We start from the raw sequence: 13,710 nt of genomic DNA, 5'->3' as shown, positions 1-13,710 counted from the left end.
GTTCGATCCGCGCGACGAGTGCGGCATCGTGGTCGGAGCGACTCGCGAAGGAGTGCACCGCGGGTCGCTCGCCGGACCGCGTCACGGCGGAGACCGCATCGCCCGCTCCGTCCACCCCCTCGATGTCGACGTACTGGTCGTCCGCGACCATCTGCTTGGCGAACTCGAGGATCTCGGCGGTGTTCCGGTGGTTCACGTCGAGGACGACGCCGCGGCCGGCGAGGCTGATCCCGACCTCGCTCAGCGTGTAGCCGCCGGGGTAGATCGTCTGCTGGCCGTCCCCGATGAGCGTCAGGCCGTCGGGCCGATCGCCGACGAGCGCGTGCAGGAGCGACACCATCGCGCACGAGAGATCTTGCGCCTCGTCCACGATCACCGCGGCGTAGTCGTCGAGCGGAGCCGCGCGGACCGCGTCCCGCGCCAGCAGGACGACGTCCTGGAAGTCGCTGACGCCGCGGGAGCGCAGCTCGCTCGTGTAGCGCTCGTAGAGGTCCCACACCGCCTGCCGCGCCTCGACCGGCAACGCGTGCCGTCTACCGACACGTGCCAGCTCGGCGTACTGGTCGAAGTCGGTCAGCCCGCGCCCCTTGATGACGGACGCGATCTCCTCCTCCCAGTAGCGGCGCGTGAAGCGGGCCGCCTTGAGCGGACCGGAGGCGCTGACCGCGTTCCATGCCGTCGAGAACGCACGCCGAGCCTCCAGGGCGTCCAGATCGAACGTGATGCCGCGAGCCTTCAGGAGTTGGTTCGCGAACGCGTCGACGTTGACGAAGTGGACGCGACCGACCAGGTCGGGCGCGAGTCGCTCGAGCAGCGACTCGAGGACCGCGGGGAGGGTCCGGATGTAGGTGGTGAAGAGGACGCGGCCACCGGTCGCGCGCGCGAGGTAGGCGGCGCGGTGCAGGCCGACCACGGTCTTGCCGGTGCCGGCGGCGCCGCGGATGCGTGCCGGGCCGTTGAAGCTGCGGCGGACGAGCTTCGCCTGCGCCGGGTCGAGCGAGGCCATCCACGTTTCGATCGGGGCCTCGAGCACCCCGTCGAGGAGCTGGTCGACGAGTTCCTCGTCCATCGACTCGACCGACGGCGGCTGGCGGCGGGGGAGCACCGGAGCGGGGACGATGACCTGCGCCTCGGTGTCCGCGGCGGCGCCGATGACGGGGAAGTACTGGAGTAGAGCCGCGAGGATCTCGTCGACTCGCGCGGCGGAGAGCCGCGCGCCGCGCTTCGTGATGTGGCCGATGACGTCGTGCACGCCGAGGACGTCGACCGAGGCGACGTGAGCGTGCATCTCCCGCTGGCCGGCCAGTGCCGCGACGGCGTGGACCTCGCCCGGTGCGAGTCCGACGTGGACGAGTGCCTCTTCGGTCGCGTAGGCGAGGTCGGCGAGGCGGGCGATCTCGTCGGTGACGTCCTCCTGACCGCGGGAGATCCGGTCGCCGTCGACCGTGACGTCACGCCACGCCTTCGTGTCGACGATGAAGACCCCGGCCCGACCGACCACGACCATGTCGACCTGCGCCGTGCCGCTGCCCGGCCATCGGCGGTCGGCGAGCAGGTGGTAGCCGATGCCGGCGAGGGGCGCGAGGACGCGGGCGGTCTCGCTCTCGGTGCGTTCGGCGATCTCGAAGCGGGAGGCGCGTTGGTCGGCCTCGGTGGCGCGACGGCGATGTTCGGCTGCGAGACCCCGTTGGCGTCGGGCTTCGGTGCCAGCTGATTCTCCGGCCATCGTCATGGTGCGTTCCCACGGGGATCTTGCTCGTGGCACCGGGCGTCTTCCCCTGGGCGCGGGGTGCTGACCCATCCTCGCGTCTGCGGGAGGGGAGAGGCAGCACCCGTTCGGGGTGCAGCCGTCTGGAATGCTACACATTGCGCAGATCCGGAGTAATGGAAGAAGTCGGGCGGAAGCGCTGCTCTGGAACGGTTTCCCGCACGAAGACCGTCATCCCGGAGTTTCGCGCTTCCGTACGGGAGCGAGAGCCCCGGTCGCGCTTAGTATCAGGCTGACTGAGGGGACACACATGGACGTGCGCGAAACGACGCTGCAGGAACTGCTCGGCGGTCCGAAGCAGTACCTGGTACCGCTGTACCAGCGGCCCTACGCATGGGAGGTCCGGCAGCGCAAGCGGCTCTGGAGTGACATCCTCGAGCTGGCAGAGATGCGCCGGACCAGTCCGAGCGCCACCCACTTCATGGGGTCGCTCGTGCTCTCCACCGGCGCGATCGTGCCGACCGGCATGGAGTTCCTCGTCGTGGACGGCCAGCAACGTCTGACAACCCTGACGATCCTGCTCTGTGCGCTGGGGGACTACCTGCGACTCCATAGCCGGACCAGCCCATGCTCGCCGAGAGCATCCACGAGCAGTACATCGCGGAACGGTTTCAAGCCCGGTGATGCGCGTCTCAAGCTCCTCCCGACGCAGGCAGACCGGGACTCCTTCCGCGCGATCGTCGACAGTGCGGTCGGCGCGGACTCGTCGTCCGGCGTCGGCGACGCGTACTCGTTCTTCCGCCGAGAGCTCGAACTGGCGGACGATCCCGACGACGCGCACGACATCGAGCGGATCAGAGAGGCGGTGCTCGGGGGTCTGTCCTTCGTCTCGATCACGGCACGAGACGAGGACAACGTCTACCGGATCTTCGAGTCGCTGAACAACACGGGCCTCCGCCTCACACAGGGCGACCTCGTCAGGAACTACCTGTTCATGCGGCTCGGCTCCCGCGGCGAGTCGGTCTACTCGTCGTGGTGGCTCCCGATGCAGCAACGCCTGAGCGTGAACGACCTCGAGCTGATCTTCTGGCTCGATGCCGTCGCCGACGAACCGCTGCTCAAGCAGGGCGACATCTACAGCTACCAGCAGGCGAGGCTCGCCAAGATGGACGACGACGCCATCCTGCGTGAGATCGAGCGGTTCAGCCGGCTCTCCGAGCACCTCGAGCTCGTCCGTGATCCTGCGCGGGAGTCGGACCTGTCGATCCGGCACCACCTGCAGCACCTCGCCGAGTGGGGATCGACCACGACGGTCCCCCTGACGTTGCGACTCCTCGCCCGGCGCGCTGCTGGCGACAGCTCCTCCGAGGAGGTGGCTGGTGCGCTCGCCGCCATCGAGTCCTACATCGTTCGTCGGACCATCGGGGGTCGTCCGGGACAGGGTCTCAACAGGACGATCCTGCAGGCGTGTGGCGAACTCGACGACCGACCGGTGGACCGCGTCCTGCTCGATCACTTCTCGACAGGGCGTAAGTACTTCGCGACCGACGAACAGATCCGCGACGCTGTCCGTTCGCAGCCGTTCTACCTCCGGGGGCTCCGCGTCCAGCAGAAGCTCATCCTCAAGTGGATCAGCCAGTCCATCAACCCGCGAGAAGAAGTCGATGTCGAACAGGCGACGATCGAGCACATCCTCCCGCAGACGATCACGCCCGAGTGGCGCGCCGAACTCGAGGCCGACCTCGAGGACGGCGAGACCGTCGAGGTGCTCCACGAACAGCTCGTGCACTCCCTGGGGAACCTCACGCTCACCGGCTACAACTCGCAGCTGAGCAACCGACCGTTCCCTGCCAAGCAGGCCGACTACCGACGGAGTAGCTTCACCGCCCTGAACGAGCTGGTGCTCGATGCCGGGCGATGGGGTCGGCCGGAGATCACCGAGCGCGGTGAGTGGTTCGCGGATCGCATCATCGAACAGTGGGCCGGTCCGAACGAGCACGTGCAGCCGGTCACCGCTGGACGCGACTGGTCCCTCGTGCACCAGGCGATCATGGCCATCCCCGCTGGCCGGTGGTCGTCCTACGGGGACGTCGCGGCCCTGGTCGGAACACACCCGGTCCCGCTCGGCGTGCACCTCTCCAGCACGCCGATCCCAGGAGCACACCGGGTCCTGCAGGGTGGCGGCACGATCTCGTCGGGCTTCCGCTGGACCGATCCAGGCGACGAGCGCGACCCAAAGGTCGTCCTGGAGGAAGAGGGACTCCGATTCGGGGAGAACGGCGCCGCCGACGCATTTGCTCGACTCTCGACCGCCGAGCTCGCAGAACGCATCGGACTCGTCGTGGACGAGGCAACCCCTGATCCGGTGGCCGACGGGACGTTCTTCGGTCAACTCGCGAGCGCCAACCCGCCGGCAGTCGTCAACGCTGTCGACGCGCTCTTTGCCGAGTGGCGTGAACTCGGAGGGACGATCGACTTCGGCGGGGGCCGAGAGAGCAGCGCCTTCATGGTCGCCCCGAGACGAGCCGTCTCTGGACCGTCCCACTGGCCGTTCACGATCTACCCGCTCGTCGGCAGCGTCGAGGTCGTGTTCCAACATCTTCGGGTTCGCCCACCGTTCGACGACGTAGCGCTCCGTCAGGAGTTCCGGCGTCGGCTGAACGCCCTCCCGGGAGTCGATCTGCCCGACGACAGGATCGACAAGCGCCCGTCATTCCCGCTCGAGGTACTGACCGACGAAGCGGCGAGGGACGGTGTCGTCGAAGCGCTGCGCTGGTTCGTCGAACGGGTGATCGAACCCACGACCGACGAGGAGTCCGCAGCGTGACCGAGCGCGACGAGGAGAAGATGATGTTGGACCAGATCGAGATCGTCGGCGACGACGACGGGATCGCGGTGATCGGGACGCCTTCGGCCGTCGAGCGGTTCCTGCGCACCGAAGCGTTCGCCGTCGCTGGTCCTGAAGCGGTGTCGGACTTGCCGATGTCTGTGCTCGGCAGTCTCGGACAGCTCACCGCTGCAGGGATGGCCAGTTCCGGGAAGTGGGTGCAACTCACCGACGAGTCCGCTGCCATCGTCCGGAAGTTCGACTTGGTCAAGAACCTGCAGACCGGTCTGAGCATGGGCACGGCCAAGACGGTCGACGGCAAGTTCGTCGCCAATCTGCAGTTCGCATCGGTCGGTTCGCTGCTCAATCCCACGACCATCGCCAGCATCGGCACGATGATGAACCAGATGGCACTCCAGAAGTCGATCGACCGGCTCGGCGAGTACCTCGAGGTGATCGACGAGAAGGTCGAGGACGTGCTGCGAAACCAGCAGGACGCAGTCCTCGCTGACATGATCGGCGTCGATTTCGTCATCGACGACGCCATGACCGGCCGGGCGTCCTCCGGACGCGTGGACGAGGTGACCTGGTCGAAGGTGCAGGGGACCTCGGCCACACTTGCTCGGACTCAGGCATACGCGCTCAGGCAACTCGACGGGTTGGCGCAGAAGCTCGAGAAGAAGATGAAACTGGGCGAGCTGGCCGATGCGACGCAGGCCATCGAGCCGAAGGTGCGTGAGTGGCTCGCCGTCATCGCCCATTGCCTGCAGCTGCAGGACACGCTCGACGTCCTCGAACTCGACCGCGTCCTCGACGCGGCACCGGAAGACGCCACGCAGAAGCGCCTCGCGCTCAAGGCGATCCGCGAGAACCGCATCGAGCGGATCGCCGGGACGACCGGGCAGCTGATCGAGCGGATGGACGCCGCGGTGACACGCGCAAACTCGAAGGTGCTGCTGCAACCGATCCCGGCTCGAGCGGTGGTGCGTGCGAGCAACGAGGTCGGAGCTGCTGTCGGTACGTTCCACGAGCGCATCGGTGTCGGGCAGGGGCACGAGGGCACGGACGCGAAGCGCTGGTTGCAGGCCGTCGGGGAGTTCCGCGACCGTGCTGTCGAGGAGAGCACTGAAGGTCTGGACGCAGCAAAGGCATTCGGGTCGTCGGCGATCGGTCGCGCTCGGCTCGCTACAGGAAGGATCGCAGCGGACATCGCGGAGCGGGCGCTCAGAGAGCGTGACGGAGGAGAGCGGGCGGAGCCGGAGGAGCGCGAAGACCGGGCGTAGCGGTCGCGCAGCGCCGTTCACCCTGCCGAGCACGTCGTCATCGGCACGATGAACGCCGCCGACCACTCGATCGCGATGCCACTTCGCATTCATCGAGCTGCACCCGGAACGCAACCCCGTCCGCGACGTGCTCGCCGGCTGGGTGGCGACCAAGGGCCTCCAGGACGACCGCGCCAGCCTGCTGACGCGACTCAACGCTGCGATCGCCGACCACGATGCCAAGGTGGGTCCGTCGTTCCTGATGCGCGACCTCGACGCGGACGGGACCGAAGGTGCCGACACCGCGGGTTGAGTTGCGGGAGGCGGACCAGCCGACGCTGCACCGGATGCCGCGGGAGGTCGCGGCCGGTCTCGTCGCCGCGCGGATCGCGGACGTCTCCCCGACCTTCGTCGCGGACGAGTACCGCGTCAGCGGCGTGCGGAAGGTCGGTGTCGTGCGGATCGCTGGCCACGACGTGTGGATCCGGCCGAAGACGCCGGTGCGGCGGCTGTTCGCGATGCTCGGCTACGCGCGAGCGGGCAGTGCGATCTGGGAGGACGAGGACTTCGGCTTCGCGGCCGACGAGGACCTCGTGCCGGCGCTGGCACACGCGTTCGAGCGGCAGGCCTCGCGGGCGCTCGCCGGAGGGGCGCTGCGCGGGTACGTGACGCGGGACGATGCGCTGCCGCTGGTGCGCGGTCGGTGGCGGATCGGGGACCAGCTCACGCGGCGGGGCGGCCAGCCGCTGCCGGTCGAGGTGTCGTTCGACGATTACGTGGAGGACATCGCGGAGAACCAACTCGTGCTGACCGCGGCGGCGCGGCTGCTACGGCTGCCTGGTGTGCCGACGGATGTGGTCGGGCGGCTGCGCCGGGTCGTGCGTGTGCTCGACGGGGTGACGGTGATCCCGGTCGGGGTGCCGGTGCCGGTGGTCCGCCCGGATCGGCGGAACGCGCGGTACACAGCGGTGCTGCCGCTGGCCTCGCTCGTACTGTTGGGCGCGTCGATCGAGCAGCGTTCCGGATCGCTCTTGGGGGTGGGGTTTCTCGTCGACATGTGGTCGGTGTTCGAGGACTTCGTGACCGTTGCGCTCCGGGAAGCGTTCCGGCCGTACGGGGGAGAGCTCGTGACGCAGTACGCGTCGACGCTCGACGTCGAGGGAACGGTGAAGATCGCTCCGGACCTCGTGTGGCTCGTCGACGAGGAGGTGCGGGCGTGCATCGACGTGAAGTACAAGGTCGAGAAGCACGGGCAGTACCCGAACGCTGACCTCTACCAGATGGCGGCGTACTGCCGGAGGTTCGGGTTGGGGGAGGGGTGGTTGGTGTACGCGGGCGGTTCCGAGCTCAGTGGGTCGGTACAAATCGTCGAGGGGCCGAAGGTCACGCGGACATTCATGGCGCTCGACGTACACAGAGCGGAGCTCGTGGTGCAGAGCGAACGCTTCGCGGCTCGCGTCGTGCGCGCGGTATGTCCGGTGCTCCCGCTACGGTGATCAAGCGGCCACGGCCACCCTGAACCTACCGGCCAGCCGCAGGAGATCTCACGATGGCACCGACCACCAAAGAGGCGCAGCGCGCCGAACTGCACAAGACGATCTGGCGGATCGCGAACGACCTCCGGGGGAGCGTTGACGGGTGGGACTTCAAGTCCTACGTGCTCGGCATGCTGTTCTACCGCTTCATCTCCGAGAACCTTGCGGCGTACATCGACAAGGGCGAGAAGGCCGCGGGCCAAGCCGATTTCTCGTACGAGAAGCTGCCGGACGAGTTTGCTGAGCATGGTCGCCGCGAGACGGTCTACGAGAAGGGTTTCTACATCCTGCCGTCAGAGCTGTTCCAGAACGTCCGGAAGCGTGCATCGCATGACCCCGACCTCAATGAGACGCTCGCGCGAGTGTTCAAGAACATCGAGGGCTCGGCCCTCGGGACGGACAGCGAAGACGACCTCAAGGGTCTGTTCGACGACCTGGACGTCAACAGCAACAAGCTCGGCAGCACCGTCGCGAAGCGTAACGAAAAGCTCGTCAAGCTCCTCGACGCCATCGGAGAGCTCCCGCTGGGCGACTTCGAGAACCACTCGATTGACCTGTTCGGTGACGCCTACGAGTACCTGATGCAGATGTACGCGTCGCAAGCGGGAAAGTCCGGTGGGGAGTACTACACGCCGCAAGAGGTGTCAGAGCTCCTCGCGAAGATCACTGTCTCCGGCAAGACGAGGGTGAACAAGGTGTACGACCCTGCGGCGGGCTCTGGATCGCTGTTGCTGACGTTCGCGAAGGTGCTCGGCAAGCAAAACGTCGGAGGGTTCTTCGGTCAGGAGATCAATCTGACGACGTACAACCTCGCTCGGATCAACATGTTCCTGCACGAGCTGAACTACGAGCAGTTCAGCATCGCGCACGGCGACACGCTCCTTGAACCAGCCCACTGGGACGATGAGCCGTTCGAAGCGATCGTCTCCAACCCGCCGTACTCGATCAAGTGGCCCGGCGACGCTGACGCACTTCTCATCAACGACCCTCGATTCGCACCGGCGGGTGTCCTTGCGCCGAAGTCGAGAGCGGACCTCGCATTCACGATGCACATCCTGTCGTGGCTGTCCGTCAACGGCGTCGCTGCGATCGTCGAGTTTCCCGGCGTGCTCTACCGCGGGGGAGCCGAGGCGAAGATTCGCAAGTACCTCATCGACAACAACTACGTGGACGCAGTGATCCAGCTGCCCCCGGACCTCTTCTTCGGCACGACGATCGCTACCTGCATCATTGTGCTCAAGAAGTCAAAGACTGACAACTCGGTTCTGTTCCTCAACGCGTCGGCCGAGTTCAAGCGCAGCGGCAACAAGAACAAACTCACGCCGGACAATCAGAAGAACATCCTGGGTGCTTTCGAAGCCCGCATGGATGTTGATCACATCACAAAGCTTGTCGCGAGTGAGGACATTGCGGCCAACGGCTACAACCTAGCCGTGCCGTCGTATGTCGAAGCTGAGGACACGCGTGAAGCTATCAACATCGAAGCTCTGAATGCCGAAATTGCTAGCATTGTCGCCCGCCAGGCGGAACTCCGCACTTCCATTGATGCAATCGTCAGAGACCTGGAGGGGACGGCTTGAACCGCATCGATGACCTGATTGCGCATCACTGCCCACAGGGTGTCCCATTTAGAGAGCTTTCCGAAATCGCAGACACGTTTCCGGGGCTTACGGGGAAGTCGAAGTCTGACTTCAGTAACGGTAACACAAGATTTGCATCGTATCGAAATATCTTCGCGAACCCTAGTTTGGATCTGAATGCGAAGGATTTTGTGAAGATTACGCGGGACGAAAAGCAAAATGCTATCCGGATGGGGGACATACTCATCACGGGTTCCTCTGAATCGTATGATGATGTGGGAATGTCGTCAGTAGTGACAGTTGAACCAACGAGCACGATGTATGTGAATAGTTTCTGCTTTATTCTTCGGCTTTCAGATTCAAACCTGCTAGAGCCAGGCTTCGCAAAACACTTGTTCCGAAGTGAACCAATTCGAAGGCAGATTCGCGCAACTTCCAGCGGCGTTACGCGCATCAACATTTCCAAGCCACGATTCTTGAGAATTCGTATTCCTGTGCCGCCTCTTGAGGTGCAGCGGGAGATCATGCGAGTGTTGGATCAGTTCGCTCAGCGGGAAGCGGAGCTCAGAGCGAGTCTGGAAGCGGAGCTGGAGGCCCGACGCCTTCAAAATGATCACAATCAACTTGAGCTATTTGCCCGTCTCGAGAGCAAGAACAGTCGCCGAGTTGCAGTTGGAGAACTTGGCCGCTGGTATGGCGGTGGCACTCCATCAAGGAGTCGCAGTGAGTATTGGGTCGACGGTGCAATCCCATGGATTTCGCCGAAAGACATGGGCGGGAATATCCTTACCGGCACGGAAGATCACATCACCGAAGCGGCCGTGCGAAAGTCTCCAACAAAGTTGGTTCCGGCGAACGCGGTCGCTCTTGTAGTGCGTTCCAGTATTCTCGATCACACGCTTCCAATCGCGTTCGTGCCATTCCCTAGCTCATTGAATCAAGATATGAAGGCGGTCGTTGCCGCTGATGGCATAGATCCGCGCTACGTATTTCATGTTTTGCGAGGTAATCGCACGCAGCTGCTGCGGGTGGTGCGACGATCCGGTGGCTCGGTTGCGTCTCTTGAGAGTCAAAAGCTATGGGCATTCGAAGTGCCGGTGCCTGAAATGAAAGAGCAACAGCGGGTCATTGAGTTTATGGATCAGTTTGACCTTGTTGCAGATGGTTTCCGTGCTGAACTCCCCGCGGAGATTGCCGCACGTCGCAAGCAGTACGAGTACTATCGCGACAAGCTCCTCACCTTTGAGGAGGCGGCGGCATGAGTGACCTGACTCCGCGCAGATACGATCCCATCGCCGTCTTGTCCGAGAGCACGGTCGTTGCCGAGTACATTGCCGACGCTGCGAGCGCTTCGTCCTACCAGTCTGAGGCGGATCTTGAGCGCGAGCTTGTTCGCCTGCTGCAGTCGCAGGCCTACGAGTATCTGCCGATCACGTCCGAGGCGCAGATGGTCGCGAACCTGCGCTCGCAGCTCGAGGCGTTGAACGCGATGACCTTCTCCGACGCAGAGTGGAAACAATTCCTTTCTGAGCGGATCGCTGGCGCGAACGACGGCATCGCCGAGAAGACGGTGCGCGTTCAAGAGGACCATGTCCAGCTGCTCAAGCGCGACGACGGTTCGATCAAGAACGTCACGCTGATCGACAAGCAAAACATCCACAACAACCGTCTGCAGGTCGTAAACCAGTACGAGGTAGGCGCAGGCGAGGGCGGGTCGGCACGGTCGAACCGTTACGACGTGACGGTCCTCGTGAACGGTCTGCCGATGGTGCACATCGAGCTCAAGCGCCGCGGTGTTGACGTCCGCGAGGCGTTCAACCAGATTGACCGATACCAGCGCGACAGCTTCTGGGCGGGCTCCGGCCTGTTCGAGTATGTGCAGCTGTTCGTGATCAGCAACGGCACGCTAACGAAGTACTACTCCAACACCACCCGTCGCCAGCACCTCAGCGAAGCGGCGGACTCAAAACGGGTGCGCAGGACGTCGAACTCGTTTGAGTTCACTTCGTGGTGGGCGGACGCGCAGAACAAGCCGATCACTGACCTGTCGGCGTTCGCGAAGACGTTCTTCGCGAAGCATGCCCTGCTGAACATCTTGACGAAGTACTGCGTGCTCACGGCTGACCGAATGTTGCTCGTTATGCGCCCGTACCAGATCGTCGCGACCGAGCGGATCCTGCAGCGGATCGACATCTCCACGAACTACAAGTCCCTCGGCAGTGTCGCCGCGGGCGGATACGTGTGGCACACCACCGGGTCCGGCAAGACCTTGACCTCATTCAAGGCGGCGCAGCTCGCATCGAAGCTGCCGAGCGTCGACAAGGTGCTCTTCGTCGTGGACCGAAAGGACCTCGACTACCAGACCATGCGCGAGTACGACCGCTTCGAGAAAGGCGCCGCGAACTCGAACACCTCGACCGCGGTGCTGAAGAGGCAGCTCGAAGACCTGAACGCACGGATCATCATCACGACGATCCAGAAGCTTTCGACGTTCATCGGCGGGAATAAGGCCCACGCGATCTACGACGGTCACGTCGTCATCGTCTTCGACGAGTGCCACCGGTCGCAGTTCGGCGACATGCACACGGCCATCACGAAGGCGTTCAAGCGCTACAACCTCTTCGGCTTCACCGGTACGCCGATCTTCGCGTCGAACTCCGGCAGTGGCGGCAACCCGCAGCTGAAGACCACCGAGCAAGCGTTCGGCGAGAAGCTGCACACGTACACGATCGTCGATGCCATCACTGACAAGAACGTGCTGCCGTTCCGCATCGACTACGTCAACACCGTCAAGGTCGGCAGCCCCGACGACAGCCAAGTATCCGCGATCGACAAGGAGAGTGTGCTGCTCGATCCGCGCCGCATCTCCGACATCGTCCGGTACACGCGCGAGCACTTCGATCAGAAGACGAAGCGCGCCGACCACTACACGCTCGGCGAACGACGGGTGCGGGGTTTCAACGCCCTCTTCGCGACTGCCTCGATCGGTGCGGCGCGTACCTACTACAACCACTTCCAGCTGCAGCAGGAGGGCTTGCCGTCAGATCAGCGCCTCAAGATCGGCCTGATCTACTCCTACGGTGCGAACGACGCCGTCGAGGACGGCGCGCTCGACGAGGAGGGCTTCGACACCGGCTCGCTCACCATGGACGCTCGGACGTTCCTCGACGACGCGATCCAGGACTACAACGAGCTGTACGGCACGTCATTCGACACCACGGCCGACCGGTTCCAGAACTACTATAAGGACCTTTCGCTCAAGCTCAAGTCCCGCGAGATCGATCTCGTCATCGTGGTGAACATGTTCCTCACCGGCTTCGACGCCACCACGATGAACACACTCTTCGTCGACAAGAACCTCCGCGCGCATGGTCTCATCCAGGCATACTCGCGGACGAACCGCATCCTGAACTCGGTCAAGACGTACGGCAACATCGTCAGTTTCCGTGACCTTGAGGACGAGACGAATGACGCCATAGCCCTCTTCGGTAACAAGGACGCCCGCGGCGTCGTGCTGCTCAAGCCCTACGTCGAGTACTACAACGACTACGCCGAGAAGGTCACCGAGCTGCTGAACGCCTTCCCGGCCGGCGAGCCGATCGTGGGCGAGACCGCGCAGAAGCAGTTCATCCAGCTCTTCGGCGCAATCCTGCGCCTCCAGAACATCCTCACGTCCTTTGACGAGTTTGACGGGTCCGCTCTGCTCACCGAGCGTCAGGGCCAGGACTACCGCAGCGTCTACCTCGACCTCTACGCCGAGTTCCACAAGGAAAAGGGCGCCGACAAGGAACACATCAACGACGACGTCGTCTTCGAGATCGAGCTGATCAAGCAGGTCGAGATCAACGTCGACTACATCTTCATGCTCGTGCAGAAGTACCGCGACGAACGCGGCGACGGCGACGACAAGGAGATCCGCGCAGAGATCACCCGTGCCGTCGACGCCAGCCCGACCCTGCGCAACAAGAAGGACCTCATCGAGGACTTCGTGAAGTCGCTCTCCGTGGACGGCGAGATCGACCAGGAGTGGCGGGCCTTCATCGCCGCAAGGCGCGAGGCCGAGCTCGAAACGATCATCAACGATGAGCAGCTGCGGCCCGACGAGACTCGCGTCTTCATCGACGCAGCGTTCCGCGACGGGCAGATCCGCACCGGCGGCACTGCGATCACCAAGTTGTTGCCGCCGGCGTCACGGTTCTCTGCCGACGGCGGCCACGGTGAGAAGAAGCAGCGTGTGATTCGACTGCTCGACGCCTTCTTCGATCGCTTCTTCGGACTCAGCTCCAAGAGCGGAGATTGAAGGGTGCGGGCCGGCGAGCGTTCAGCGGTAGGCCCCGACCCACAGCCCGTCCCTCGCCCGCGTCATCCCCACGTACAACTCCCGGCGCTCGAGCTCCCGCCGCTCCCGATCGGCCTCGCTCAACGATGCGGGCGCATCTGCCAGCAGCCGCCCTCGAACGTGCGCGAGCAGCACCTGCTTGAACTCGAGCCCCTTCGCCCGCTTGACGGTGCCGACCTTCACCGCGTCGACCGCCTTCCCGCTGTAGTCCTTGAGTGACACGAAGGGAACGCCGGCCGCGCGGAGCACGGTCATGACGTCGTCTGCCTGCGGATTCGTCGCGGTCAGGATCCCGACGTCGCCGCGCGAGGTCCCGACGAGTCGCAGCACCTCCGTCAGCCGAGCGAGCATCGCCGCATCGTGGTCGGCGCGCCCGGCAGCGCGGTGGACGACGGGCGTGGGCCCGTTCCGCGTGACGGCGGACACTGCGTCGCCAGCGCCGTCCAGGCCCTCGATGTC

9 protein-coding genes are annotated in these 13,710 nt (G+C 64.3%); 7 read left to right on the top strand and 2 right to left on the bottom strand.

The window, feature by feature from the left end; genetic code table 11:
* Positions 1-1,732, bottom strand: a 1,732-nt coding sequence (locus tag I59_RS03730; protein WP_022902722.1) for a UvrD-helicase domain-containing protein, incomplete at its 3' end; no start/stop codon positions are given.
* A gap of 286 nt (positions 1,733-2,018) precedes the next feature.
* Between I59_RS03730 and I59_RS03725 the strand changes: the two genes are divergently transcribed.
* The 7 genes from I59_RS03725 (at position 2,019) to I59_RS03695 (ending at position 13,212) form a co-directional block, all read left to right on the top strand.
* Entirely contained in the window at positions 2,019-4,535 is a 2,517-nt protein-coding gene (locus I59_RS03725; RefSeq protein WP_022902721.1) for a DUF262 domain-containing protein, read from the top strand.
* Positions 4,532-5,818: a hypothetical protein gene (locus I59_RS03720; protein ID WP_022902720.1), complete on the top strand. Its 1,287-nt coding sequence runs from the start codon at positions 4,532-4,534 to the stop codon at positions 5,816-5,818. The genes I59_RS03725 and I59_RS03720 overlap by 4 nt, the downstream gene beginning before the upstream one ends.
* Before the next feature lie 127 nt (positions 5,819-5,945).
* On the top strand, positions 5,946-6,110 hold the full coding sequence (locus I59_RS22575) for a hypothetical protein (RefSeq protein WP_022902719.1): 165 nt from the start codon (positions 5,946-5,948) through the stop codon (positions 6,108-6,110).
* Positions 6,111-6,144: 34 nt separating this feature from the next.
* Positions 6,145-7,293, top strand: coding sequence for an McrC family protein (locus tag I59_RS03710; RefSeq protein WP_042726431.1), 1,149 nt, complete (start codon positions 6,145-6,147; stop codon positions 7,291-7,293).
* Between the two features lie 53 nt (positions 7,294-7,346).
* A complete protein-coding gene (locus tag I59_RS03705) occupies positions 7,347-8,912 on the top strand; it encodes a type I restriction-modification system subunit M (protein WP_022902717.1) in 1,566 nt (521 codons plus the stop codon).
* Positions 8,909-10,174 (top strand): restriction endonuclease subunit S, encoded by a 1,266-nt coding sequence (locus I59_RS21255; RefSeq protein ID WP_083881935.1) that lies wholly within the window; start codon positions 8,909-8,911, stop codon positions 10,172-10,174. Before I59_RS03705 ends, I59_RS21255 begins: the two co-directional genes overlap by 4 nt.
* A complete protein-coding gene (locus I59_RS03695) occupies positions 10,171-13,212 on the top strand; it encodes a type I restriction endonuclease subunit R (RefSeq protein WP_022902715.1) in 3,042 nt (1,013 codons plus the stop codon). The genes I59_RS21255 and I59_RS03695 overlap by 4 nt, the downstream gene beginning before the upstream one ends.
* Positions 13,213-13,233: 21 nt before the next feature.
* On the opposite strand, the gene I59_RS03690 is transcribed toward I59_RS03695, so the two are convergent.
* Positions 13,234-13,710 (bottom strand): 3'-5' exonuclease (locus I59_RS03690; protein WP_031272744.1); only part of this gene is annotated, 477 nt, incomplete at its 5' end.

This window comes from Curtobacterium sp. B8 (assembly GCF_000333315.1).
GTDB classification, from domain to species: Bacteria; Actinomycetota; Actinomycetes; order Actinomycetales; family Microbacteriaceae; genus Curtobacterium; species Curtobacterium luteum.
This window is presented reverse-complemented; position numbering and strand designations above follow the sequence as displayed.